General features: G+C 52.7%; 22 protein-coding genes. 2 read left to right on the forward strand and 20 right to left on the reverse strand.

The genetic code is table 11. The annotated features are described in order from the left end of the window. Positions 1–21: 21 nt before the first annotated feature. From LK536_RS32610 to nrdR, 8 genes are all read right to left on the reverse strand, one after another. Positions 22–516, reverse strand: a complete 495-nt coding sequence (locus LK536_RS32610; RefSeq protein ID WP_008724899.1) for a MarR family winged helix-turn-helix transcriptional regulator — start codon at positions 514–516, stop codon at positions 22–24. 259 nt (positions 517–775) lie between these two features. Continuing rightward, a complete protein-coding gene (locus LK536_RS32615; protein WP_008724895.1) occupies positions 776–1,402 on the reverse strand; it encodes a flavodoxin family protein in 627 nt (208 codons plus the stop codon). Further along, entirely contained in the window at positions 1,399–4,572 is a 3,174-nt protein-coding gene (locus tag LK536_RS32620; protein WP_227795042.1) for a DEAD/DEAH box helicase, read from the reverse strand. Before LK536_RS32620 ends, LK536_RS32615 begins: the two co-directional genes overlap by 4 nt. A 28-nt stretch (positions 4,573–4,600) precedes the next feature. Continuing rightward, positions 4,601–6,484, reverse strand: coding sequence for an arginine--tRNA ligase (gene argS / locus LK536_RS32625; RefSeq protein ID WP_227795043.1), 1,884 nt, complete (start codon positions 6,482–6,484; stop codon positions 4,601–4,603). 98 nt (positions 6,485–6,582) lie between these two features. Further along, positions 6,583–7,140, reverse strand: a complete 558-nt coding sequence (gene efp, locus LK536_RS32630) for an elongation factor P (protein ID WP_008724890.1) — start codon at positions 7,138–7,140, stop codon at positions 6,583–6,585. Between the two features lie 137 nt (positions 7,141–7,277). Next, the gene (gene aroE / locus LK536_RS32635; RefSeq protein WP_227795044.1) at positions 7,278–8,666 is read right to left on the reverse strand and encodes a shikimate dehydrogenase; all 1,389 of its coding nucleotides are present in this window, start codon (positions 8,664–8,666) and stop codon (positions 7,278–7,280) included. A 67-nt stretch (positions 8,667–8,733) separates the two neighbouring features. Then, positions 8,734–9,240, reverse strand: a complete 507-nt coding sequence (locus LK536_RS32640) for a YqeG family HAD IIIA-type phosphatase (protein WP_008724887.1) — start codon at positions 9,238–9,240, stop codon at positions 8,734–8,736. A gap of 23 nt (positions 9,241–9,263) precedes the next feature. Continuing rightward, positions 9,264–9,716, reverse strand: coding sequence for a transcriptional regulator NrdR (nrdR, locus tag LK536_RS32645; RefSeq protein ID WP_008724885.1), 453 nt, complete (start codon positions 9,714–9,716; stop codon positions 9,264–9,266). 169 nt (positions 9,717–9,885) lie between these two features. On the opposite strand from nrdR, the gene aroD reads away from it, so the two are divergent. Both aroD and LK536_RS32655 read left to right on the forward strand, forming a co-directional pair. After that, complete coding sequence (gene aroD / locus LK536_RS32650; RefSeq protein ID WP_025482242.1) at positions 9,886–10,644, forward strand: type I 3-dehydroquinate dehydratase; 759 nt, start codon at positions 9,886–9,888, stop codon at positions 10,642–10,644. Between the two features lie 166 nt (positions 10,645–10,810). Beyond that, positions 10,811–12,157: a serpin family protein gene (locus LK536_RS32655; protein ID WP_227795045.1), complete on the forward strand. Its 1,347-nt coding sequence runs from the start codon at positions 10,811–10,813 to the stop codon at positions 12,155–12,157. A 208-nt stretch (positions 12,158–12,365) separates the two neighbouring features. Here LK536_RS32655 and LK536_RS32660 read toward each other — a convergent pair whose 3' ends face one another. The 12 genes from LK536_RS32660 to LK536_RS32715 all read right to left on the reverse strand — a co-directional run bounded on the left by LK536_RS32660 (position 12,366) and on the right by LK536_RS32715 (position 26,577). Further along, positions 12,366–12,632 carry a YlmC/YmxH family sporulation protein gene (locus LK536_RS32660; protein WP_120058343.1) on the reverse strand — a complete coding sequence of 89 codons (267 nt, stop codon included), beginning with the start codon at positions 12,630–12,632 and terminating at the stop codon, positions 12,366–12,368. 102 nt (positions 12,633–12,734) lie between these two features. After that, entirely contained in the window at positions 12,735–13,556 is an 822-nt protein-coding gene (locus LK536_RS32665; RefSeq protein ID WP_227795046.1) for a hypothetical protein, read from the reverse strand. Between the two features lie 139 nt (positions 13,557–13,695). Further along, complete coding sequence (locus LK536_RS32670) at positions 13,696–14,625, reverse strand: MetQ/NlpA family ABC transporter substrate-binding protein (protein ID WP_227795047.1); 930 nt, start codon at positions 14,623–14,625, stop codon at positions 13,696–13,698. Between the two features lie 146 nt (positions 14,626–14,771). Then, positions 14,772–15,437: a methionine ABC transporter permease gene (locus LK536_RS32675; protein WP_025482246.1), complete on the reverse strand. Its 666-nt coding sequence runs from the start codon at positions 15,435–15,437 to the stop codon at positions 14,772–14,774. A gap of 1 nt (position 15,438) precedes the next feature. Beyond that, a complete protein-coding gene (locus LK536_RS32680) occupies positions 15,439–16,455 on the reverse strand; it encodes a methionine ABC transporter ATP-binding protein (protein WP_040382320.1) in 1,017 nt (338 codons plus the stop codon). Positions 16,456–16,786: 331 nt separating this feature from the next. Next, positions 16,787–17,800, reverse strand: coding sequence for a DUF4886 domain-containing protein (locus LK536_RS32685; protein ID WP_506092062.1), 1,014 nt, complete (start codon positions 17,798–17,800; stop codon positions 16,787–16,789). A gap of 68 nt (positions 17,801–17,868) precedes the next feature. Further along, positions 17,869–18,909 (reverse strand): hypothetical protein, encoded by a 1,041-nt coding sequence (locus LK536_RS32690; protein ID WP_506092063.1) that lies wholly within the window; start codon positions 18,907–18,909, stop codon positions 17,869–17,871. A gap of 210 nt (positions 18,910–19,119) precedes the next feature. Then, on the reverse strand, positions 19,120–20,526 hold the full coding sequence (gene pepV, locus LK536_RS32695; protein WP_227795050.1) for a dipeptidase PepV: 1,407 nt from the start codon (positions 20,524–20,526) through the stop codon (positions 19,120–19,122). Positions 20,527–20,598: 72 nt separating this feature from the next. Beyond that, positions 20,599–21,045, reverse strand: a complete 447-nt coding sequence (locus LK536_RS32700; RefSeq protein WP_008724867.1) for a GatB/YqeY domain-containing protein — start codon at positions 21,043–21,045, stop codon at positions 20,599–20,601. An 83-nt stretch (positions 21,046–21,128) separates the two neighbouring features. Then, a complete protein-coding gene (locus tag LK536_RS32705) occupies positions 21,129–22,733 on the reverse strand; it encodes a peptide chain release factor 3 (protein ID WP_008724866.1) in 1,605 nt (534 codons plus the stop codon). A 147-nt stretch (positions 22,734–22,880) separates the two neighbouring features. Then, on the reverse strand, positions 22,881–24,347 hold the full coding sequence (locus tag LK536_RS32710; RefSeq protein WP_227795051.1) for a hypothetical protein: 1,467 nt from the start codon (positions 24,345–24,347) through the stop codon (positions 22,881–22,883). Positions 24,348–24,618: 271 nt separating this feature from the next. Beyond that, positions 24,619–26,577, reverse strand: coding sequence for a glycoside hydrolase family 127 protein (locus LK536_RS32715; RefSeq protein WP_227795052.1), 1,959 nt, complete (start codon positions 26,575–26,577; stop codon positions 24,619–24,621). Positions 26,578–26,594: the final 17 nt, after the last annotated feature.

Here is a 26,594-nt window from a genome sequence, read left to right on the forward strand (position 1 = left end):
ATATTTCTTATACCGCTTCACTTAATTCTCCTCTCTTTCTGCTTCAGATGGAACAGGTTGCAGGTCCCGGTCCAGATTGCCGTAGATCCGGTCCAGCAGGTTCCCCAATACATTCATATCATGTTCAGAAAACCCTTCAAACATACAGCTTTCCAAACGTTGGAATATCAAAACGCTTTCCTCCACGACCGTCCTGCCCTTTTCCGTAATGCATATCTGGTTGCAGCGGTTATCATCCTGGTCCACCAGCCGCTTAATATAGCCTCCCTTTTCCAGCTTCTTAAGCGATACAGCTATGGTGGCCCCTGAGACACCATACATCTTAGCCAGGTCCTTCTGGGAAACATTCGGGTTATTGGACACGTACATGAGTATCTGATGCTGGCTGCGGTATACCCCGGTCCCCTCCAGCTGGTGCTCAATCACACTTCGGTGTAAACGTGTCACACGGATATACTTCTCAATCAGACGGTGCTGCGGCGAGTCAAAGGGCCATCTGCATTCTGGTTCTTTCATGGGATGATTCCTCCTTTTCCATATTATTTGTTTATGAATGGGTTGGTGATTATCCGGTTAATAGTTAGCCGGTTAATAGTTAGCTATAATATGATTAGCTAATTAATCATTTTCATAGTATAACTCAGTTGAAAAATAAAATCAAGAGCATCCATCTGGAATCCCCGCCATCTCCTGAAACAAAAGGATGCAAAAGGCAGGAAAAGGCAGGGGCCGCACCCCAATGGCCGCGGCCCCTGCCATAAAAATCCACTATCAGCTACCTTATGAAATTCGTCCTCTTCTTTTCCTTCTCCATCTCCGGCACAGTGATGCCCGATGCCTTACCCGCCTCAATGGATTGGATCAGCCACGCCATGTTGCGGCCCAGGACCCGCATGATCTGCAGGCCTTCCTCATCCTTCCTCACATCCTCCGGACATCCTCCGTGTACCATGTTCCAGTACTGGGAAGAAACCACCGGCATCTGCGAGATCATGAAGTATTTATTCAGCTGGTCCAGGGTGGCCGTGGTGCCTGCCCGGCGGGCGGAGGCAACTGCTGCCGCCGGCTTATGGGCGGCATATGCGCCGCCTGAATAGAAGAACCGGTCTAAGAAGGAGGTGATGGCGCCTCCCGCGGACGCATAGTGCACCGGGGAGCCAACGATAAGTCCCTGGGCTTCCTTCATCTTCCCCACTGCCTCGTTGACCTTGTCATCGTTATAAATGCATCTTCCCAGCTTGGAACAGGCGCCGCAGCCCATGCAGCCATGGACCAGATCCCCGCCCACATGCATGATTTCCGTCTGGATCCCGGCTTTCTCCAGTTCTCCCGCCACTTCCATGAGCGCTGTGTAGGTACAGCCCTTTTCATGAGGGCTTCCATTTAACATCAATACTTTCATTCCTCTACCTCCTGGGTTACTATGTTCAGGATATCTTCCTTTGTCAGGCTGCCAAAGCTGACCGTGCCTTCGGTTACGATCTGGTCGGCCAGGTATTGTTTGGATTCCTGAAGCTTTAAGATATTCTCTTCTATGGTATTTCGCGTAATGAGTTTATAGACCGTAACCTGTTTTTCCTGGCCGATCCGGTGGGTCCTGTCCGTGGCCTGGTTCTGGGCCGCCACGTTCCACCATGGGTCGTAATGGATGACAATATCAGCCGCGGTCAGGTTAAGGCCCGTGCCTCCCGCCTTCAGGCTGATTAAGAATACCGGGACATCATCCCGCTGGAATTCCCCCACCATGCGGATCCGCTCTTCCTTGGACGTGGCCCCTGTAAGCTTATGGCTGGCCATGCCTTCCTTTGAAAGTCTCTTCTCAATCAGTTCCAGCATGGAGGTGAACTGGGAAAACAGAAGGATTTTGTGCTCTCCCGAGATTCCCCTTCGGACCAGGTCCATGCAGGTCTCCAGCTTTGCCGATTCATGTTTATAATTCTCGTAGCACAGGCGCGGGTCGCAGCAAAGCTGCCTCAGGCGCATCAGCTCTGCCAGTATCTGAAGCCTGCCGTCCCCTGATTCGGAAAATCCTCCTGATTCCAGCTTTTCCTTCAGATTCATGGCATTGGCTGCATACAGTTTCTTCTGCTCTCCCTCAAAGTTTGAATATACCACCTGTTCCAGCTTGTCAGGAAGCTCCTTCAGCACATCCCTTTTCACCCTTCTGAGCACAAATGGGCCGATGATCCGTCTCAGCCTGAAAAGGGCATCCTCATCCCCATCCCTGACAATCGGGGTCTCAAACTCCTTTTTGAAGTACTGGCTCCCGAACAGGAACCCCGGCATCAGGTAATCAAATATGCTCCAAAGCTCGCTGAGCCGGTTCTCCACCGGCGTACCGGTCAGGGCAAAGCGGGTCCTGACATCAATGGCTTTGACTGCTTTTGCACTTTGGGTGGCTGCATTCTTGATATACTGGGCCTCGTCAATGACCTGGTATCTGAAATGGATGTCCTCATAGAACCGGATGTCACGTTTCAGTAAATCGTAGGACGTGACCAACACTTGATAACCATCCCCTGCTTCTCCTGAAAGCTGCTCCCGGACGGCTGAAAGCCTTGCTTCCCTCTCCAGCCCGTTCCCGACAATGGAAAGCACCCGCAGATCCGGTGCGAATCTGCCGATTTCATGTTCCCAGTTATACACCAGGGAGGCCGGGCATATGATCAGGGAGGGCTGCCGTTCCCCTGTGCCGTAAGCATCTTCAAGAAGCGTTATGACCTGGATTGTCTTCCCCAGTCCCATGTCATCTGCCAGTATGCCGCCAAATCCATAGCTGTCCAGCGTCTTAAGCCAGCAGTAGCCCACCCGCTGGTATTCCCGCAGTACACCCCGCAGACTCTCCGGCACGGGATAGTCGCTGTCCTCCACGGACTTAATCCCCCGGACCATGGCCTTTAACATCTGGTCCCTGTAGTATGCCACCCCGGGACTTTCCTTCATCAGGTGGTCCAGATACAGGGCGCGGTAAGCCGGAAGCCGGAAATTCCCCTTCTGCAGGTCTTTGCGGCTGACTCCCAGGTCGGAGGCCATCCGGCTGACCGCGTAAAGGCCGCCCTCTTCCAGTTTCAGGAATTGGCCGCTTTTCAGCCTGTAATACTTTTTCTTCTGGCTGTAGGCGGCCAGGATCCTGGACAGTTCCTCATTCTGCAGGTCCCCCATGTCCACAGACAGCTCAAGCCACCCCGAGGACACCCCCACTCCCACGCTTACCTTGGGGGACGGGGCCACCTTCCACTGTTTCAGGCTCTCTGATATATAGACCTGGCCCATCAGACGGAATTCCTCCAGTCCCACGTCCAGAAGACGGTACATGGCATCCTCATCTTCCTTAATCAGCAGCTTGATCCCCTCCGGGTCCTTATATTTAAAATACTTCTGGATCAGCTGGCTCACACGGAACTCCCCCGGCACATCCCGGCAGATGGTCTTAGGCAGGTTCTCATCCTCCAGCGGATGGAACACGTACTCACCGTACGAAAGCTCTGGTTCCATGAGAAGCTCCCCCTGTTCCCCGGTGTCAAACCGGAAGGCCGCCCTGAGGGGCTCCGGTTCATACTCCCTAAAATCCACCTGTTCCAGGATCAGCCGGCTGTAAGGGCTTATATGTTTCACCACACGCTCGTAAAAAAGAGGGATGTCCTTCTGCCCAATGAGCACATATCCCTCCCGTTCCTTGGATATCTGTTCCAGGAAAGGACCTGCCGTTATGGTAAATGCCTCACTGCAGCAGTAAACCGCGCTTCCCGTGATGGCATAGAGGCGGCGTTCCCCTTTGAAACAGGCATTCATCCTCTTTGGCTGTCCCTTTTTTTCCTGGGAAAGCCCCTCAAAGGCAACCTTCAGTCCGTCCCTTCCATACCGGGACACCCGGATGACCATGACCGGGTCCCCATCCAGGACAGCCATCCTGGTGCGCAGTCCTCCTGCCAGCTGCACATCCATCTCCCGTCCGGTGAACATTTCAAAAAAACGGTCCCTGTCCATACGGCTGAGTACGATATCCCGCACAGCCTTCTGGTTTTCCGTCACCCCGAGAAGCAGGGACAAAAGGCCCTGGCTCTCCTTCGCAAAGGCTGATTTCTGATGATGGAACCCCAGATCCTTACCGTATTCCACATACGTCCCGTTTTCCACCGCTTCCCTGAACGCGCCCAGATCCCTCAGCACATAAAAGCGGCTGATACCGGCCTTAAATTCCAGCCGCATCTCCCGGCTGCTTATGATAAGCACCGGTTCCAGCCCCACGCGCCCGGCCTCATCCTCAGCCAGTATCTGGGCCACCTCCCGGTTGGTGTATTCACGGATCATGGTGTGGGCCTGGTTGGATGTATGGACCGGCGGCTTTGATTCCTCTTCCTTCTGCTGCTTATAATACGCAAAAAGGGCCTCCCCATGGGCACACATGCCCTTATAAGAATTGCCCTTTGCGCAGGAACAAGAGTAATCCTTTACACGGCCACTCCCTAAATATAAAGTTACATTATATGTCTTGCCCTGGTCTTCCACCAGGCCTTTCACACCAGCCTCCCCTTTCCAGAAGCTGCTGGTGTTCATCCTGACTATTTTCATTGGACTGACGCTTCCTTTCGGCGTTCCTCTACATGCGGTCCGGTGCCTCGATTCCCAGCAGGCCGATGCAGGTTTCCAGTACCCGCTTGGCAAGGGTTATAAGACCGATGAAGCTGTCCTTCCTGGCCTCATCCGGCTCTGTCAGAATCTTGGTTTCATGATAAAAGCTGTTAAATGCATTGGACAGCTCATAGATGTACTGGCATATCTTATGGGGCGCTGTCTCAGCGAAACCGGATTCCAGCACCTCGTTGTACCTGGAAATCAGAAGCATCAGCGCCTTCTCCGAGTCATTGGCCGCCGGCAGGATATTCTTCTCCAGCGCATCTTCACTGACAATGCCGCCATTTTCCCTGTACTTGTTAAGGATGGATTTGATACGCACAATGGTGTACAGGATGTACGGTCCTGTATTTCCTGAAAATGCGGTAAAACGCTCGATGTCGAACACGTAATCCTTGACAGCCTGATTGGACAGGTCCCCGTACTTAAGGGCTGCCAGGCCCACGATGCCCGCCGTCCTCCTGGCTTCTTCCTCGGACACAGTGCGCTCTTCATCCTCCATTATCCTTGCATATACTGCTTCGTTAATCTCTGCGATCAGGGTCTCCAGGCGCATGACGCCGCCCTCACGGGTCTTAAAAGGCTTTCCGTCCTTGCCGTTCATGGTGCCGAAGCCCAGGAATATCATAGGGGTGTCCTGTTTTACGATCCCGGCCTTCTTGGCAACCCGGAACACCTGTTCGAAATGCATGCCCTGGCGTTTATCCACCACATAGATATAGCGGTCCGGATGGAAATCCTGCTCACGCTCAACAATGGTGGCAAGGTCGGAGGTGGCATACAGGGAAGCGCCGTCGGATTTCCTTATGAGGCAGGGAGGGATTTCCTTGCTGTCTGTCTCTTCTGCAACATCCACCACAAGGGCGCCCTGGCTCTCATAAGCCAGGCCTTTATCCACCAGCATCTGGATCATGTCCGCAATATATGGCTCGGCATCGCTTTCGCCCTTCCACAGGTCAAATTCCACATTCAGGTTGGAATAATTCTTCTTAAGGTCCTCCACTGACACGGACATGATATGCTGCCAGATGGCCCGGAACGGGGCATACCCCTTCTGAAGCTTCAGGGTTGCCTGGTGGGCCCTTTCCTTAAACGCCTCATCCGTCTTTGACTTGGCGCTGGCAGCCGGGTATATCTCTTCCAGTTCACTGATGGTAAATGGCGCCTCTGCCGGGAATTCCCCTGTAAAGGATTCATCAAAATACACCAGTCCCGGCTTCCTGTCCCTCAGCTCCTCAATGATAAGGCCCATCTGAAGGCCCCAGTCCCCCAGATGCACGTCCCCGATTGTCCTGTGTCCCAGGAAACAGCCCATGCGCTTAATGCTCTCGCCGATGATGGCCGCCCTTAAATGGCCCACATGAAGGGGTTTTGCCACATTGGCGCCGCCGTAATCCACCATCACGGTCTCAGGCTTTTCCGGGGCTTCCAGACCCAGTTTTTCCGCCGCAGCCATGCGCACCATATATTCAGCAAGGAACTGCCCAGACACCTTCAGGTTGATGAAGCCCGGCATCACAGCCACTGCTTCGCTGAATACGGGATGGGGGCTGCCTGACTGCATACCGGCCGCATCCGCGCCGCCTGTCTGTGCACCAGCCGCATCCGCGCCGCCTGCCTGTGCACCAGACGCATCCGAGCCTGCGCCTGTCAGCTTCTCCACCACTGCGGTGGCAATGTCAATGGGCTTCTTCTTATAGGCCTTGGCCGCTGCCATGGCGCCGTTACACTGGTATTCACACAGGTCCGGGCGGTTGGACAGTACGACCTTGGCGAACTTCGCTTCATACCCGCAGGCTTCAAAGGCCTGTCTTAGTTCCTGCTCCATTAAGTCCAGAATTTTCTTCACGATTCACGTTCTCCTTTGCTCTAACATTTCCTTCCGGGAAAGCTAAAAGTGCCCCGGCTGACGCCGGAGCAATCTTTAAGCTCTTTCTCTACAGACCATTATACACGTGAGAGATACTCGCCGGTCCTGGTATCAATCTTAATCTTGTCGCCAATCTCCACGAATAAAGGCACATACACGGTCGCACCGGTTTCCACGGTGGCAGGCTTGTTGGCGCCCTGTGCCGTATCACCCTTGAATCCAGGCTCTGTCTCGGTAATCTCCAGTTCTACAAACAGGGGCGGCTCCACGGAAAATACGCTGCCGTTGTAAGAAACAACCTTACATACCTCATTCTCCTTAACGAACTTCAGGGCGTCACCGATGATATCCTTGTTCAGCGCTACCTGGTCGTATGTTTCCTGGTTCATGAAGTTATACAGCTCGCCGTCAGCGTAAAGGTACTGCATGTCAACCCTGTCAATCCTTGCTGCCGGGAATTTTTCTGTTGGACGGAAGGTGCGCTCCACAACGCCTCCGTTGATTACATTCTTAAGTTTGGTACGCACGAAGGCAGCGCCCTTGCCTGGCTTAACATGCTGGAATTCCAATATCTGAACAACCTGTCCATCAATTTCCAGTGTAACACCATTTCTAAAATCACCTGCTGATATCATAAAGATATTCCTCCTTGAGTTCGTTCACGGCGCCAGACACAGCGCCCAATAAGTCTTTAATCTTTTATATTCTATACTATGTAGACAGCATTTTCAAGGTTTTTTTTATTGGCAGTGTAAATTTCTCCAAATTTCTTCTAAATCCCTGCCCTTTTATGGATTTCCCCCACAATTTCCTCCACCTTCCGGCCGTTTACATCCACAATCAAATGGGAGGCATCCACGTAGACCGGGCGCCGGTAGGAAAGCAGTTCGCGGATCCTTCCCTCCACATCCTCCGACTGAAGCATGGGACGGTCGGACACATCCCTTCCAATCCGCTCCATCACGGTCTCCGGCGATACATCCAGATAGACCACGCAGCCCAGCTGTTTTAAAAGGGCCCGGTTTTCCTCCCGCAGGGGAAGTCCGCCCCCAACGGATATGATGGCATGGTCCGTGTGGGCCAGAAGCTGGTTTAAGACCCCTGTCTCAAGCTTTCGGAACGCATCCTCGCCCTGGGTGGCGAATATATCCGCAATGGCCATGCCCGCGGCCTCCTCAATCCTCTGGTCCGTGTCAATGATGGGCATTCCGTACTGCCTGGCATAGGCCAGTCCCACACTGGTTTTTCCCGCACCCATGAACCCGATGAGGATCAGGTTGTGCTTGGACCTGGCCCCGGCCAGCTGTTCCTCAATCAACCGCCTTGCCATGCATATGCTTTCCTCATCCACCCGCACCTGGGGATTCCACAGTTCATAAGCAATGATTCCCTGGTACAGCAGCATATCCAGGCCATTAACCGCCTTGCCTCCAGCTTCCTCCACCAGTTCCATGAACCTGGTCCTGGCAGGTGTGTACACAATATCCACACCGGTGTGGACCAGCTCATAAAAACGCGGGTCCTCTATCACCACCTGGTCCCCATGGGGATACATGCCCACACTGGTAGACTGTACCGCCAGATAACCGGACCTTATCCGGGGCAGGGCACCATATCCGTCAAGCGGCAGGGCGGACGCTATGGCGCGGCCCATCAGCCCGTTGATATAATCCGCCAGCTCACCGGCCTTTTCCTGGCTCCGGTTCAGTATGAAGATGGACTTGGCGCCTCCCCTGGCCAGCACATAAGCGGCGGCCTTGGCAGCGCCTCCCGCCCCAATCAGGATGCAGTTTTCATTGCAGATCCCGATACCAGCCGTATCCAGGGCGCGTTTTAAACCTGCACCGTCCGTATTATAACCCTTATACCCGTCCTGTACCCGCACCAGGGTATTGACAGCGCCGATTGCCCGGGCATCCTCATCAATATCCGCCAGGTACTCCATCACCCGCTGTTTGTGGGGTACCGTCACGTTCAATCCCAGGATATTCAGGGCAAATGCACCCCTGACCGCATCGCCTACCCCCTCATCCTCCACCTTAAACGGCACATATGCCAGGTTCACGCCCGTGCGCTCCGCATAAAAATTCTGCATCAGTGGTGACATGGAATGCTCCACCGGGTTTGCTATCAGTCCGCATACTCTTGTCTTTCCGTCCATTTTCCGTCTCGCTCCCTGCTGTTCATTCTATGATAATAACATGATCTGTCACGGTCCGGCGCCTGCCTCATGGCTTCCTGCGGCGGTGCTTTTTGTAGAAATACAGTACCGGCTTTTCCAGGTACCGTTTCAGGACAATCTGTATCTCTTCTTTTGGATTGATGGGTTTCACTAAAATACTCAGGATACCAGCCCGGTTGGCCCCATATACATCCGTAAACAGCTGGTCCCCCACAAAAAGCGTGCTCTCCCGGTCCGTGCCCATGCGCTCCATGGCCTTCCCATAACCGGCTGTCCCCGGCTTCCCGGCCTTATGGATATAGGCAGAACCCACATCCTCCGCAAAGGCCCTGACCCTTGGTTCCTTATTATTGGACAGCAGGCAGGTATCCATCCCCATCTCATGAAGATGCCTGAACAGTTCCCTGGCCTGGTCATCAGCCGGCGCGTCATGGGGAACCAGCGTATTATCAATATCAAATATGACGCCCCTGATTCCCTGGGCATGGTAATGGGCATATGGAATCACATAGGCAGAAACCTCATACCGCTGTGGATAAAACATTTCCAGCATAATCCGCGTTAATCCTTCCTTGTCTACTTTTTAAGCAGTTTTCCAATCTCATCTATAAATGTGTTCACATCCTTGAATTCCCTGTATACGGAAGCAAAACGCACATATGCCACCTCATCCAGCATCTTAAGCTTCTCCATGACCAGCTCACCGATGACAGAGGTGGGGACTTCCTTTTCCTCCATGTTGAATATCTGGTTTTCAATCTCGTCAATCACCGTGTTGATCTGCTGAGTGGACACGGGACGCTTATGGCAGGAATGGATGATTCCGGCTTCAATCTTGGAGCGGTCATACGTCTCCCTGGATTCGTCCTTCTTAATCACCATTAAGGGCATGGTCTCCAGCTTCTCATATGTGGTAAAACGCTTGCCGCAGCTCTCACACTGGCGGCGCCTGCGGATGGAGCTGTTGTCATCGGCAGGCCTGGAATCGATAACCTTTGTATCTGATTCGTTGCAATAAGGGCATTTCATCTGTTCAATACTTCCTTTCCTCTATTCACGGCTTTCGTGCTGCATTTATTTTAACCGAATCATCTATGAATCGCAAGGACTTTGTATTTATTTTCATAACTGTATGGACGAATCTCCCTCCCCGTTTTATAATAAGACCCATAGCAGAACATAGAAAGGCTGGTTCCATATGAATAATGTGAAGATAAAAGATGTAATACTGGGGGAAGGGATTCCCAAGATATGCGCGCCTCTGGTGGAAACCGGCTTTGATTCCCTTATACGGGAAGCCGGACGTTTTACCACCCTTCCTGTGGATGTGGCTGAGTGGAGGGCTGACTGGTATGTCGGCATACTGGACCCCGGCGCCGTTGACAGGGTGATGCCCGTCCTGGCCCGGACCCTTGGCAGGATTCCCCTGCTCTTTACCTTCCGGACCCATGGGGAGGGCGGGAACCTGCCTGCATCCGCGGCCGATTACCGGACCCTCCTTGAACGCGCCATCTGTTCCGGCTCAGCCGACCTGGTGGACATAGAGCTGTTTTCCGATGACCATGCGGTCCGGGACCTGATTAGGCTGGCCCACGAAAACAACGTGGGCGTCATCCTCTCCAACCACGACTTTACCGCAACGCCCGATGAAAAGGAGCTGTTAAAACGTCTGGAGCGGATGGACTTCCTGGGCGCTGATATTGCCAAGATTGCCGTGATGCCGGGTTCGGCCAGCGATGTACTGACCCTTTTGTCAGCCACGGAAAAAGCTTCCCGCACACTTTCCTGCCAGGTCATTTCCATGTCCATGAAAGGCACCGGGCTCATCAGCCGTTTAAGCGGCGAGGTCTTTGGTTCCTGCCTGACCTTCGGCTCTGCGGGCGGGGCCTCGGCACCCGGGCAGATTGATGTGGGGGAACTGCGCGGGATTCTGGAAACCATCCACAGGAACCTGTAATCCGGCCCGCCGCTTTTCTGGTCATTTGCCTGTTCCTGCAGCCGTGCCATATGCAATGCGGTTTTTGTATGATTTAATTAAGGAAAATGAAATACGCCCTCCTCCTGAATCTGATACAATGATATTATAAGAACCCTGTTACCATCATGTCAGGAGGGATTGCAATATGATAAGGAATACAATTACCCAAATGACGGCCGGGCTTCTGGCCGTCTCTTTTATGCTCATCCCCGCCATTCCCGTATCAGCAGAAGCCGGACCTGGCGCTGCCGGTTCCGGCCGTCCTCCGGTACAGCAGGAGGCTGGCATCCCTTACCGCCAGGAGGCATTTGCCGCCCGTCCGGCTGCCGCTGCCTATGGCGATGCCGGAAGCCAGCGGGCCATCCAGCAAAACAGCACGCTGAGCGATGGATTCCTGGCCGGAATCACAAGCTTTTCATACAAGACAGCCTCCGCCGTGTTAAAGGACAGCCAGGTAAACCAGTGTTACTCGCCAGTCAGCCTCTACTACTCCCTGGCCCTGACGGCCCAGGCCGCGGGCGGCAGTACCAGGAACCAGTTATACGGACTGCTCACATCCCCCGGACAGGATGCCAGCCGGATGGCGGCTGAATGCGGCAGCCTGTACAGGCTCATGTACCGTGACAACGAAGCCAGCATGATTAAACCAGTCAGTTCCATGTGGCTGAACGATGGAAGTCCCCTGGATGCCAATCTCAGAAGGATGATTGAACAGCAATACCATTCCGATGTCTTCCGCATGGATTTGACCCATGCCAATTCAGCCGCAGTCATGAACCGTTGGCTGATGGATCATGGAAACCAGGGCATTTCCCCCGGGCTTGTACTGTCGCAGGATGAAACCATGCACATGTTGGATACCATGTCCTACAGCAGCCAGTGGGTATTTCATTTTGACAGTTCAAAGAATGTATCCGGCCAATTCCATCCTGCGGACGGCCAGGCAGTCACATGTGAATATATGACGGACAGCAGGAACTGCAGCTACTACCATGGTCAGGGATTCATGAGGGCCGTCATTTCCCTGAAAGAAAACAGTACCCTGATCCTCGTACTGCCTGATGAGGGCTTTACCCCTCAGGCCCTGCTGTCATCTGAGGAACGGATGGCGGAGATGTTCGGGCATATTATCAATGAACCTTATGGGCGGATAACCTTAAACATCCCCAAATTCCAATACGGCACCTGTCTGGAACTGCGTCCAATCCTGGAAGATCTTGGGGTAAGTCAGGTATTTACACCGGGCCAGGCTGATTTTTCCGGCCTTGCTGACAGCCCCGCCTGCCTGTCAGGCATTAGCCAGGCATCCGGCATCCGGATGGATGAAAATGGCATCAATGCCGCCTCCTGCCTTGTCATCCCCCCGCTGGACGGTTCCCTTCCAGGGGAAGCGTCAGGGGAAATGATACTGAACCGCCCCTTTATCTACGCAGTGATGGCGGCGCCAGGGGTGCCTGCCCTCATAGGCGTGTGTGGGAATCCCAGCATATAGACATACTCTAATGCAGCTTCACATTTTTTTCACATTTTCCACATAGAATCATCACATTTTTTATGTATCCTTGAAAATGTAAAAAAGCTAATGCTTTTCATACAACTTTTTCTCACAAACCGGCCGGCAGGATGAATCCTGCCGGCCACTCCTCCCTTTCATGCAAATACCGCCAGACATCAGATGGTTCTGTGCCTGGCGGCGGGATTCAGCATTTTATATTTTCCGACACATCTTTTTCTTTTATATCCACCAGTATAATATCATTTCCAACCTGACAGATATCACAGAAGGGAATTATATACTCTTTTTCCCTGCCCAGGAAACCGCAGATACATCCGGGACCGGGTACGATAAGGGCCAGCATGCAGCCAGTCTCCATATCGAAATCCACATCCCCCACAAACCCCAGACGTTTGCAGGTCTTCACATTAATAACTTCTTTCTGTTTGAGATCATAAATTCGCGTAACTATCCCTCCGGCAGCTTCTTACTACTTATATATGCAGCCGTTACGGGTATTAGAATCCCGGATCCGGTTCAGGATGATTTTCAGGACACGGACCAGGACAACGGTTTAAAACGTATCCGGAATGATGGATAACATCTGCAGCCCAATATATGCAAGGATTACAAGGATTGCAATTGAAACGCCTATTATGGAAAGGATCAATCCCGCCTTGGCCTGGCTGCACATACTGTCTTCACCCCTTGATAAGATGGCGAATATGATGCCCAGAATCCCCAGCACAAGTGCAATCCAACCGCAGCAGCATGTGACAAGGGACAGGATTCCCATGACAAGGGAAGTGATTGCCATCCCATTCTTTTCTTCAGACGGTTTCTGATATTGGTTCCGGCCGCTGGTCTGGGTCTGATACTGAGTTTGATACTGGGTCTGATATTCATCCTGCCCCTGATACTGGCTTTGGGAGCGGTTCTGTGACCGGCCTGCACTTCCCTGCCCGTAATACTGGTTCCCGGCCTGTCCTGAATAGGAAGGAGGCGCTGTCTTGTACTCCGGCTTATGTTCCGGCTGTCCTTTGTCCTGGTTCCTTCCCTGATCCAGTGCGCCTGACTGGCAAGGGCCATCAGACTGCCCGCTGGAACTGTTCCGGTTCCGGCTGTCCTCCGGGCAATTCTGCCTGTCCTCCGGGCGGCTCCAGATTTCCTGCCGGGGCGGCACCTCTCCCGGCTGGCTCCAAGCGCTTTCCTCATATCCACGGGGACCTGGCTGGCTCCATCCATTGCCGCTGTCATCCGTGCCGGGATCCACCGGACATGCCGGCTGTTCCGCCACGACCACCGGTTCATTGGGTGCCTGGTTTCTGTCTGTCCTATTTGAATCAGGGGTACTGCCTTCCCCTGACTGGCTGGTATTACCATGTCCGTAATCCATGTATAGTCCCCTTTCTTATGCCGGTACAATCCGGTCCAATCATACGTGAAGAGTATATCATAACTTACAAAAAAATACAATCCGCCGGGAACCTGTCCCGGCGGATTACGGCTTACACACCACATATTATAAGGTTGGTTTAGAACAGAGGAACAACTGCCCCTTCGTATCTCTCCTCCATGAACTGCTTTACCTCCGGGCTGGTCAGCGCCTCTACCAGCGCCTTGATGGCATCGCTGTTTTCCTCGCCTTCTTTTACAGCCACAATGTTTCCATAAGTGGTTGCTGCCAGGGACTGGGAGTCTTCGGTTGCCAGTGCATCGCTTACCTTAAGCCCTGCTTCAATTGCGTAGTTGCCGTTGATGACAGCAATATCCGCATCCGGAAGGGAACGGGGAAGCTGCGCCGCCTCCATCTCCACGATTTCCAGATTCTTCGGGTTCTCCACAATGTCATTCCTGGTTACTTCCAGGCCCACGCCCTCTTTCAGCTTGATTAAGCCCTGAGCTTCCAGAAGTAAAAGCGCCCTTGCCTCATTGCTCACATCATTAGGTACCAGCACGGCTGCCTTGTCCTGCAGTTCATCCAGGGAAGACACCTTTCCGCCATAGATGCCGAACGGCTCATAGTGGATGGCTCCTGCGCTGACTAACTTAGTTCCGTTCTGTGCATTGAAGGAATCCAGGTATGGCTTATGCTGGAAATAGTTTGCATCCAGGTCGCCTGTGTCCAGTGCGTTGTTCGGCTGTACATAGTCCGTGTATTCAACGATTTCCAGCTCATAACCCTTGGATGCCAGCACTTCCTTGGCTGCATTCAGGATCTCAGCATGGGGTGCAGGGCTTGCGCCTACAATGATTTTCTGAAGGTCCGCGGCAGCTGTGGTATCTGCTGCTTCAGAACCTGCCTCAGTGGTTTGCGCGTCTGCTCCGGCTGCTGTTGTTTCTGCTGATGTCCCTGCCGCTGTCTCAGCTGCCGTGGTTTCCTTTGCAGTTCCTGAGCAGGCGGTAAGTGCCCCTGCTGCCAGTGCTGCAGCCAGTACGGCTGCGCCTAATACTCTCTTCTTCATAATGATTTCCTCCTCATTTCGGGGCTGCCCCCTTATTTACCCTTTACGGGCATTTTATCATCAGCCGGCAGGTGTTCCCTTCGTTGCCGGATCATTCCGGCAACGGCAGTACACAGTTGTTCCGCCGGATTGACTTCCTTTAAAACCTATCGGATCCTCTTGTCGCTTCTCCTGGACATGCGCATGAATATCTCCTGAATCAGCTGTACGATGATGACCAAAAGCACTACGGTCACCAGCATCATATCCGTTTGGTACCGATGGTAACCATAGCGGATAGCGATATCTCCCAGTCCGCCGCCGCCGGTAAATCCCGCCATGGCAGAATATCCTAAGATTGTTGTCACGGAAATGGCTGCCCCCACCAACAGGGACGGCTTTGCCTCCGGCAGCAGGACTTTCACGATAATCTGCCAGGTGGAGGCCCCCATGGACTTGGCCGCCTCGATGACGCCTGCATCCACTTCCTTCAGGGAAGACTCCACCATGCGCGCAATATAAGGGGATGCTGAAATCACCAGCGGGACAACGGTTGCGTTGGAGCCATATATCTTACCTACAATCAGCCTGGTGATGGGGATTACCATGATTAACAGGATGATGAAAGGCACGGAACGCAGAAGGTTGATTACCACTCCAAGAACCTTGTTGAAAACAGGAACCGGGCTGATTCCGTCCTTGTCCGTGACGACCAGTGCAATTCCCAGCGGAATGCCTATGATATAGGACAGGGCAGAGGACAGCAGCACCATATAGAATGTTTCCCCAATTCCCTTTATGAGCATGTTAATGGTTGTTGAATCAAACTGCATCTTAACGCACCTCCTCAAATGCCACGTGGGCTGTCTTTAAATAGTTGCAGATCCTTCCGGCGTCCGTCTCGTCCTCCGGCAGCTGGATGATCATCTGGCCCATGGCTTTTCCTTCGATATCCCTGGTGTCCGCATGCATGATATTGACCGGGACCTTACACGCCAGGACCATGTTGGCGATGACGGGTTCCGAGGATTCCCTTCCGTCAAAGATAATGCGGATCTGCCGGGACTGTCCGAAGCTGGTTCCCTGGGCTCCCACATCCCCCAGGATCAGCTGGCGGCCGATATCTGATTTGGGTCCTGAGAATATCTCAGACACCTTTCCCACTTCCGCAATATGGCTGTGGTCAATGATTGCCACCCTGTCGCAGATTGCTTCGATTACAGCCATCTCATGGGTTATGACAATCACCGTGATTCCCATTTCCCGGTTAATCTTCTTAAGAAGTTCCAGGATGGATTTGGTGGTGTTGGGGTCCAGGGCGCTGGTTGCCTCGTCACACAGAAGCACCTTGGGGTTGGTGGCCATGGCACGTGCAATCGCCACCCTCTGCTTCTGGCCGCCTGAGAGCTGGGCCGGATATGCCTTCATCCTGTCCTCAAGCCCCACCAGCCTCAGTAACTCTTCCGCCCGTTTTTTTGCTTCTGATTTGGATACCCCGGATATCTCCAGCGGGAAGCACACATTCTGAAGCACATTCCTCTGGGCCAGAAGGTTGAACTGCTGGAATATCATTCCCATGGAGCGTCTTGCCAGGCGCTTCTCCCTGTCCTTCATGGCTGACAGGTTCTCTCCCTCGAATATTACCTTGCCCGATGTGGGCACCTCCAGATAGTTGATGCAGCGTACAAGGGTGCTTTTGCCGGCCCCGGACAGTCCGATGATTCCAAATACCTCCCCGTAGCGTATCTCCAGGTTGATATCCTCCAGCGCCGTGACCGGACCGCCGGATGTCTGGAACTGCTTACCCAGCCCTTCCAGCCGGATAATGGGATTTTCTCTGTTCTCTTCCATGATTTCATTTCCTTTCTTTCGTTCATCTGGATCCTGACCTTGTGGACCGCCTGCACTCCAAAAAAGCCGCACGTCCTGCACGGACTTGCGGCCTCGAAGCATTTTCCTCAATGCAACTCAATCTCAATTAATCACAATCCATACAGATGAAACTTACATTCAGTTTTTTGCCCATGCGGATACACAGCACATCATCATGTACATGCCGTTCATCATATCCATATTCATCTGCATGGCTTTGAACTGATTCATAAGATCCTCCTGTACTTATTCTCTATTAATCAACTAGGATTTGTCTTAGTTAAGAAGATACATCACTCATACTCATTTGTCAAGACTTTTTTGTACCCAGTATGTAAGCATCTGCAATTTCCTGCAGTTCCCCTGCCACTGCCTGGTCCAGGTCCGACACAAATGAATTGCCCACTGGCGACTCCTGGAACAGCAGCGCGTAAGCCGAGCATGCGGCCAGATATGTGCCTTCCTCCGATGGGTGCTGTCCGTCCTCACCCCACAGTTCCAGGCCTTCCGCCTGCTTCCTTGCTGCCTCAAATACTTCCCCACCGGGAATCAGCAGTGCATCCAGTTCCTCAGCAATGGTCCTGTATCCCAGTGACAGCTGGGTCTGTACCATCTCATGGCTGAGGACGCCGGCCCCGTCCTTTGGCGCCCAGGTCATCAGGAATACGGTCTGTCCGCCTGCCTTTTGTATCATCCCATCCAGTTGGCGGGCGTATGGATACATATCCTTCTTTGCATTGAGGGCAATGGAGGCATTGGTATTCTCCTGTAATACAACAAAATCCCAGCTTTCACCCTTAAGCGCATCCGTCAGCACGCTTCCCAGTTCATCCTCAGGATCAGAGTACATCTTAAGCGTGTAGTAGCCTTCCGTCAGGTCGTATACGTCTACCTTGTGTCCCCCTGCCTCTGCCATTGAATAGAACATGCCGGGAAGGTCATTGGTGTAGGTATGGCTGTTGCCCACGAAAAGTATCTTACTTCCGTCTGATGCGGGAGGATCCGGTATCCTGCTGTAGGCCTCCTCCGCGCCGCCTTCTCCTGTTTGGCCGGATGGATCCGTATCCTTGGTCTTATCTTCCGTTTCAGTTTTATCTGTTGCTCCGGCTTTATCTGCCCCATTGGCTGCATCTGCATTCCCAGCCCCATCTTCCTCACCGGATCCATCCCCTGCCCCACCGGCCGGATTGGCTGCCGGGGAAGACGTGACCGCAGGCCCTGCCTCAGTTTCCTTTACTGCCTGGCTGTCATCCCTGGAACCGCAGCCAGCCGCCGCTGTCATGACAATAGCTGCAGCTAATAGTACCGGCAATAATTTCATCATTTTCATACCCGTCTTTACATCCTCCATCTTCTTCCTGCCTGCCCCATGACACAGCGGCTCCCATTTCCCTATAAGGAGGAATCGCTGGAAACCACAACCTCTCCCTGAATGATTTCCCCGCCGCTTTCAGCTGCCACGCCGCTGCCCACGCTGCTGCCCATACCACTGTCAATGCCATTGCCCATGCCGCCGGGCAATACCGGGGCAGTCATGTTCCCTGTCCCCGGAACCGGCTGGCCGTATGCATCCCTTGCCATCCTGTATCTGCGGTAACCACGGATATATGCCTCATCCGCCATCCCCTCCTGCACCAGGGTATAATCACTTCCTTTTCCAGCTGAACGCATGCGTTTTAATTCCAGCTTCAGTCTGCGGCTTTTCCGCTCTTCCCTCTGCTTCTGCGCCTTTTTCTGCGCACACTGCTTCAGCTTTTCCCGGTTTAACCGCCTTAGCTTCCTGCCGCCTCTGCCCAACAGCTGCTGAAGGGAACGGACAGCCCTGGCGGCTTTAACCCTCTGCTCATCATCACCATATACCGCTGCTGTCTTAAGACGTATGATGCTTTGCTGTATATCCCCCATGACCTGCTGTACCTGGGCGGTGGAACGGGCAGATGCCATCTTGCCGTACTGTTTGGATACCTGGAACGATGATTGTGTAGAAACCTGGATCACACCAGCCTTCACAGCGGATTCATCCAATGTCTTCCCACTGCTTCCCATCAGGTTCCCGGACAGCATATCCTCAGGCAGTCCCCTATTCCCGGACCACTGGAACCGGTCCGTCCGGGCATTGCCTTCTGTCTCAGACATCTCACCGTTTACTTTCTGCCCCGGCACTTTCTGTCCCAGTGCATCCTGCCCCTGTACCTTCTGCCCCGGCATATCCTGCCCCTGTACTTTCTTTCCCGGTACATCCTGCCCCTGTGATTTCTGTCCCAGTACATCCTGCCCCTGCAGATTTCCTTCCTTCGCACCACGCAGACGGGACAGCCGCAAAAGGCTGTTTTCCATACCTTTAAAGGGCTGTCCCGATAATCCGATTAAACCGCCCATGCTGCTTTCTCCTTTCCATGAATCCATATCAATCCGGTCATCAGGTCCAGTCATCCAGTCAGCAAGGGGGTCATGATCATGCATATATTTTAGTATTTAAAACTAGTGTACTGACACGATGACATTCAGGCAAACCTCCTTGTCTATTTTCCTGATAGCACAAATCAAAAATACTCAGCGTAGCCCGCTACGCCTCCGTTTTTTGACCTGCACCCTCAGAAAAATATCCTGCGGAGTTTTACCAGAAGTCATCGTGCCAGCACACTAGCTGCACAGTTCCACGATGACCTGTGCAAATATCTTTGCGCTCACCAGCAGCTCATCCACAACCGCAAACTCATCCGCGCCATGCATATGGTTATCGGTTCCCGGAAGCGCCGCGCCAAATGCCACTCCGTTCTCCAGATGATGTACATATGTGCCGCCGCCTGTGGATTCACAGCTTCCCTTAAGTCCGGTGTACTCCTCATATACGGCCAGAAGTGTCCTGACAAAATGGGAGTTGCCGTCCACATGATGAGGCGGGACCATGGTTTCATTTTCCAGTGTCAGGCCCTTGGCAGCCATGTTCTGCTTAACCGCTTTCAGCACATTATCCTCATTGGAGCAGATTGGGCAGCGGCTGTCGAATACGCCTTCCAGGCTGTCTGAGGATACGGTCAGCATGCTGAATGCCAGGGTCAGGGAACCGGACAGCTCATCCTCCATGGCAATGCCGGCAGCCTTTCCGCAGGTGTCGCCATGAGGGAACAGTTCCACAAGGGCGCCTACGGCGTCCATCTGCGGGCACTGCGCAAGAGGCAGACGGGTCAGGTATAAGAGCAGTGCGGTCAGCGCATTCCTGCCCTCCTGAGGCGTGGATGCATGCGCGCCGTCACCCTGGGCCGTAATCTGTATTACAGGGAAATTGCCTTCAAAGCCAAAGGATACCCCTGTCCCTGCTTCCACTTCCCTGGCAGTCCCTTCCAGTGTTGCAAGGTCAACGCCCTCCACCACTGCCTTTGCCTTGCCTGGGACCACATTGGCCTTGATTCCGGCTTCCACCTTCACAAGCCTGGGCACTGCCTCAGAGGCCTGGAAGGATGCGTTAAAATGTCCCTCCAGACGGCCTTTCTCAATGTTGATTACAGGGAACTCAGCGTCCGGTGAAAATGTCATGGGCGCTTCCTTCTCCCTGCCGTAATAGTATTCAATGTCAGAGCTTCCGCACTCCTCATCCGTGCCCAGGATCAGGCGTACATTCTTTGACAGCGGGATTCCCAGTTCCTTAACAGCCCTCATGGCATAAAGCGCTGCCACCGCCGGACCCTTGTCATCCGCGGTTCCGCGTCCGTAAAGCTTACCGTCCTTTACCATCGGTTCAAAGGGCGCTGTCTCCACCCAGCCCTCTCCTGCCGGGACCACATCCAGGTGGGCCAGGATGTCCAACTGCCTTTCCTTGTCATTTAAGTCGGCTGTCCCCACATAATTGTCATAATTGTTGATGGAGAATCCATATCCCTCAGCCATGGTAAGTGCTGCATTCAGGGCTTCAAATGTTCCCTCCCCATAGGGCTTTCCCTCCACATAGGGTTTCTTCTCGCTGTTAATCCTGCAGAGCGTACAGATATCCTCAATCATCTCATCCCTGTGGGCATCCATAAATCCTTCAATTTCTTTTCTGTAATCCATGTCAAATCTCCTTCATCCGCGAAGACGGCTCCGCGTTATTATATTTTACAGGTCATAACAATATCTGCCTTCCTACTTAAGCATGGAGGCCAGGGTCTCATTGACCACCTTGCCGTCCGCCTTGCCCTTTACCTTGGGCATCAGCACCTTCATGATGGCGCCCTTATCCTTGGCCGTGGGTTCGGTCAGGCCCAGTTCGTCAAGTACGGACCGGATGACCTGGGTGATCTGCTCCACGCTCATGTCAGCCGGTGCAAATTCCCTGTAAACGGCCAGACGGGCAGCAGCCTCCCCCCGGATGTCCTCACGGTCAGCCGGAGCCAGGTCATAGGTTTCCTGGGTCTGTTTGATTTCCTTTTTCACGATTGCATTTTCTTCCGCCTCCGTGAGAGGCTCCCTTTTATCTATCTCGGCATTCTTCAGTGCTGACAGCAGCATGGAAAGGGAATCCTTCCTTGCCTTGTCCTTGGCTTTCATGGCTTCTACCATGGCGGCCCTTACAACGTCAATCTTACTCATGTCAGATACCTCCTGCTTTCCCCGGTACGATGGACCGGAATACTTCATGATAATCCACATACCGCTAATAGGGCATGCTCATATTATGCCCTGCCAAATTCGCTGAGTTCAAGGCCCGGATTGCGGTCCAGGACCATGCCCACGCTCCAGCTGTTGATGAACAGGAGCAGGGGATTGTCCTTTAAATCCTTGATACGCTTCATATCAGAAGTGCCCTGGATCCTTGCCACATCCACCTGGCCCGGATTCTCCACCCAGCGGATATGCTCAAATGGAAGCTTCTCCAGTATGACCTCCACATTATATTCATTCTGGAGGCGGTAGGTCAGCACCTCAAACTGCAGCACGCCCACCACGCCCACAATGATCTCCTCCATGCCGGAATTAAATTCCTGGAATATCTGGATGGCGCCCTCCTGTGCAATCTGGTTCACGCCCTTGATGAACTGCTTGCGCTTCATGGTGTCCACCTGGCGCACCCTTGCAAAATGCTCCGGCGCAAAGGTAGGGATGCCCTCAAATTCAAACTTCTCACTGGAACTGCACAGCGTGTCGCCGATGGAGAAGATGCCCGGGTCAAACACGCCGATGATATCCCCTGCATATGCCTCCTCCACAATCTTGCGGTCCTGGGCCATGAGCTGCTGGGGCTGGGTCAGGCGGATTTTCTTGCCGCCCTGGACATGGTTGACCTCCATCCCCGCCTCAAACTTGCCGGAGCAGATACGCATGAACGCAATCCTGTCCCTGTGGGCCTTGTTCATATTGGCCTGGATTTTAAACACAAAGGCCGAGAAATCCGGACGGAATGGGTCGATTTCCCCATCCAGCGTCCTTCTGGACAGGGGCGGGGTGGTCATCTTGAGGAAATGCTCCAGGAATGTCTCCACACCGAAGTTTGTCAAAGCAGAACCAAAGAATACAGGAGACAGGTTGCCCCGCTGTACACGTTCCATGTCCATCTCGTCGCTGGCCCCGTCAAGCAGCTCGATATCATCCATCAGCTGCTGATGGTAGGAAAAACCGATCACATCCTCCAGGTTCCCGTCATCCAGCCCATACTCCTGGCTTGCAACCTCCTTGGCGCCGCCCATGGCAGCCGTAAAGGTGGTTATCTTCCTGGTAAAGCGGTCATATACGCCTTTAAAATTCTTGCCGCAGCCAATGGGCCAGTTTACGGGACAGGTGCGGATGCCCAGGACATTTTCAATCTCATCCATCAGTTCATATGGGTCCCTGGCCTCACGGTCAAACTTATTGATGAATGTGAAGATAGGGATATGGCGCATGACGCAGACCTTGAAAAGCTTGATGGTCTGGGCCTCCACACCCTTGGAACCGTCAATTACCATGACTGCCGAGTCAGCCGCCATCAGGGTACGGTATGTGTCCTCTGAGAAATCCTGATGCCCCGGCGTATCCAGGATATTGATGCAGAATCCCTCATAATTAAACTGCATGGCTGAAGAGGTGACGGAAATACCTCTCTCCTTCTCTATCTCCATCCAGTCCGAAACAGCATGCTTGGCTGCCTTGCGCCCCTTGACCGTACCGGCCAGGTTGATGGCGCCTCCGTACAGCAGGAACTTCTCCGTCAGTGTGGTCTTACCTGCATCGGGGTGGGATATGATTGCAAATGTCCTCCGCTTTTTTATCTCTTCTGCCAGCTGGCTATCTATCTTTGACAAAATGTTCGTCCTCCGTTTTCCATTGTGTAAAATAGGACGTACCTTGGAAGTACGCCCAAAATCATCCATTCTTTATTTTATTATGGTTGTAAACAGAAGTCAAGGCATTTGGGTATACAAAGATAAGGAATCAGACACTCCCTCCCCTCATCCCTGAGAAAAACCGGCCGGGTAACGGTTGGGAGGAAATACGGAAGCTGGTTTCCATTCACTGTCTGGAATCAGAAGTTCCCCAATCATTTCCTCAACAGCCGCCCACTCTTCTTCTGAAAGTTCTTTTTGTCCGCCAGCAGGGTGGTCATCCATATACTCCTGCACAAAATGAAGGGTCTCACCCTGATGGAACACCCTGTCCTTACCATATGAATTTTCGTACCAATCCCTGTCATAAAAGTAATCTTCGTTAGAAAGATCTACATATACCAGGTGATATGCTTTTTCAATTTCACTCAAGCCGGAGTATCTGGAATGGGACGCGCCAAGATAAAGGTCTTCTGTAACAGCATAACCTTCCATATGAATCATCTGTCCATTCCGCAGTGGTATGAAGCGTACGCCTGTAGCTCCATCGATGATCCATCCATAGGGGTTTCCATCTGCATAGCTGAAAAAACCGATGCATCTGCTTACGTTTTCATAGGAAAAGTCAGCTGTGGTATAATTCGCAGGGGATGGATCATACTGGATGAATAAATCCTGGCTGCCATCGCCATTAAAGTCCATCAAAATATATTTTAAGTTACTTCTTCCGGTAGTTTCATCCAGACTGGCCATATATCTGGAATGGAACCTGGACTGGGATGCCGCATCAAACCATTGATATTCACCGGATAGCAGCCGTTGATAGAACGCCCATTCCCCGCTGTCCATATCCTCCTGGACACCATTTCCTTCTTCCATGGCATCTAAATAGTCCCATTCTTCTTTGGGGAAAATATACTCCCATGCCATCTGTTTTGACTCATCTTCCATGATTTCAAGGCAGATTCCCACTTCTTTTTCCCATTCTGCCTTTGTACATTCCTTTTCATTCATATGATAAAGATACTTCCCATCACTTTGATTTCCCTGATAGGTACTGGTAAAATACTGGGATTTGGAATCCATTGGATAGCCGTATTCATCAAGTACCAGGTAACCATAATAATCCCTGCTTCCTTCTACCCGCAATGTTTCGGCAAAAGGGTCATCCGGTTGTGGTATCCGATAGCTGGACTGGATGGTATCATCTCCGGTTTCAGAGCGTTCCGATACTATGATTGCCCCATTTTCAGCCGGAATTACCAGGGGATACCGGGAGAAATCCCGCAGAAGTACAACCTCCTTATCCCGGTATGTATAAATGTAATAGTTTGTCCCAAAGGTCAAATGGAGTTCCGGCACATTATCTCCGGTACAGTCACCAATTGCATATTTTGCACGGCTGTCTCCCCGCGGATATGCTGCAGTGGCAGTAAGTGCATACATATCCTCCTGTTCCAGAAAGGCTTTGTATCGTTTCCTGGCTTCCCGGGCTTCATCCATGGTATCTATGGTATGCATGTCAGCCGGTTGTGCTGCTTCGTCCGAATAATCCGGGGCAGCCGGGGCAGAACAGCATGATAATAAATTCATGCAGGCCAGCCCCGGAAGGAATAGGGCTAATAGTTTCTTTGTCAGGGCATTCATCATTCCAGACTCCTTTTTCGCAGATGAATCATACAATCTGCCATGATTGAGGAAAGGGAAGCAATGGTATCTTAATCATATCCCTAAAGCAGAAACATGTCTATGATGACTATGATGATTTCACGAAATATTTCCACATCCATAATCCAAACTTAAAAATGCCAGAGTCCCAATCTTTTTGAGTCTCCGGCATTTTATAACAATCCAATCGATTCAATTACATTTTAAATAACTCCTTCATCCACACAACCATTTCCCCCACTCCCCTGTTATTCCAGCAGGCATAGGGAACCGCCTTCAGCTTCACGTCCTCCCAGGTGACGGGGTGCAGGCCGTAGAGTTCGTCCCCTCCCCATTCACAGCCGGATATCTTCTTACCGGCAAAGGACAGCCCGATGATTCCTCCGAACAAATCCTTTTCTTCCTCCGCCACGGGAGTGCCGGGATCCACATAAACCGCCGCCAGGTTGGAGCCGTTATCAGCCTCCTCCAGACAATATACGATGGGGCCTCGGACAAGGGCCACTTTGCCGCTGTCGGCCCGGACCAGCGGATTGCTGTGCACGAACCTGGCCGGCGCGTCCCATGTCACATGCAGGCACACATCCCCTGTAAGGGAAATGATTCCATAGCCTTTTTCCCGGACCAATGCAGGGCCATATCCATCTGTCTGCCCTGCATCCCCAACATACCTTACCGCAAAATTCCCGGCATAATCCGGTATCCTTACAGCCAGCTTCATGCCGCTTTCAGGCACTCCCCTTAAGGTAATGTCCACCTCCATCTTCCACGGGAACCTGGTCTCCATGGTCACGGATACTTCCCTGCCGCCCATATCCACCGTGGTTTCATTGGAAATGAACAGGTTCACATAGATGCTTTCCCCGTCCACGCCATAGATATACTGCCCCATGGACGCCAGCGTCCTTGCAATATTGGGCGGACAGCAGGATACGCCGAACCATTTCTGGCGGATGGGTTTCACGTGCTCCTTTGACGTGCGGGGCAGGCAGTTATCCGGCCACACTTCCAGGGGATTGACATAGAAAAAACTTTTTCCGTCCAGGGCAATGCCTGCCAGCACCGTGTTGTACAGGGCGCGCTCCACCACGTCATAGTATTTTGCCTCCCGGGTGATGTTGCCCATGCGCTGACCGAACATGGCCATGCCGATGGATGCGCAGGATTCCGAATAATTGCAGTCATTGGGCAGGTCGTAATCCGTGGTAAACCGTTCCAGGATACCGGATGAACCGATGCTGCCCGTGATATACATGCGCTTCTGGGTCATGTTGTCCCACAGGATGCGGCAGGCCTCCATCAGGGAATCGTCCCCGCAGGCCTCAGCCAGGTCGGCCATGGCGCTGTACATGTACATGGCCCGCACCGCATGGCCCTCCGCCGTCTTCTGTTCACGGACCGGCAGGTGGGACTGGGAATAGATTGGCTCATAATCCTTGAATTCCGGGAAAATGTACCGGAATCCCGGGCGGTTCAGTTCCTTCAGGAAATAGTTCTCCCCCACGCCCCTGGCGTCAATGAAGTATTTTGCCTGCTCCAGGTATCTGGATTCCCCTGTCACCTGATACAGCTTGATCAGGCCCAGCTCCACCTCCTGATGGCCGGGGTATCCATGGATTTTACCATCCTCAAAGCCGAAGGTATCGCAGATCAGATCCGCAAACCGCAGCACCACATCCAGGAACTTCCTTTTGCCCGTTCCCATATAATAGGCCACGGCCGCCTCCATCATATGGCCTGCCGTATACAGTTCATGCCCCTCGCACAAATCGCTCCAGCGTTTTTCCGGCTCCCTGATGGTAAAGTAGGTGTTCAGGTAACCATCCGGGCACTGGGCCTTTGCAATGATGTCAATGACCTGGTCCGCGGTGCGCTCCAGCTCCTCATCCGGTTGTGCCGCAAGGGCGAACCCCACTGCCTCCAGCCATTTGGCCACATCCGTGTCCTGGAACACGGCCCCGTAAAATTCCCCTTCGCACAGGCCCGCCGCAATCTTGAAATTCATCAGGCTGTGGCTTGGCTCCGCGTCCTTTATCCTGTCATTGATGGCATCCCACTGATAGGGGATGACCGCCTCCTTTACAAGGGAAACATGTTTTGACCAGAATGGGTCATTGATATGTATTTTCTTTAAATCTACCGGATGCAGTTTCATTATCCCTCTCCTTTTTT

The organism is Clostridium pacaense (assembly GCF_020709765.2).
Lineage (GTDB): Bacteria > Bacillota > Clostridia > Lachnospirales > Lachnospiraceae > Enterocloster > Enterocloster hominis.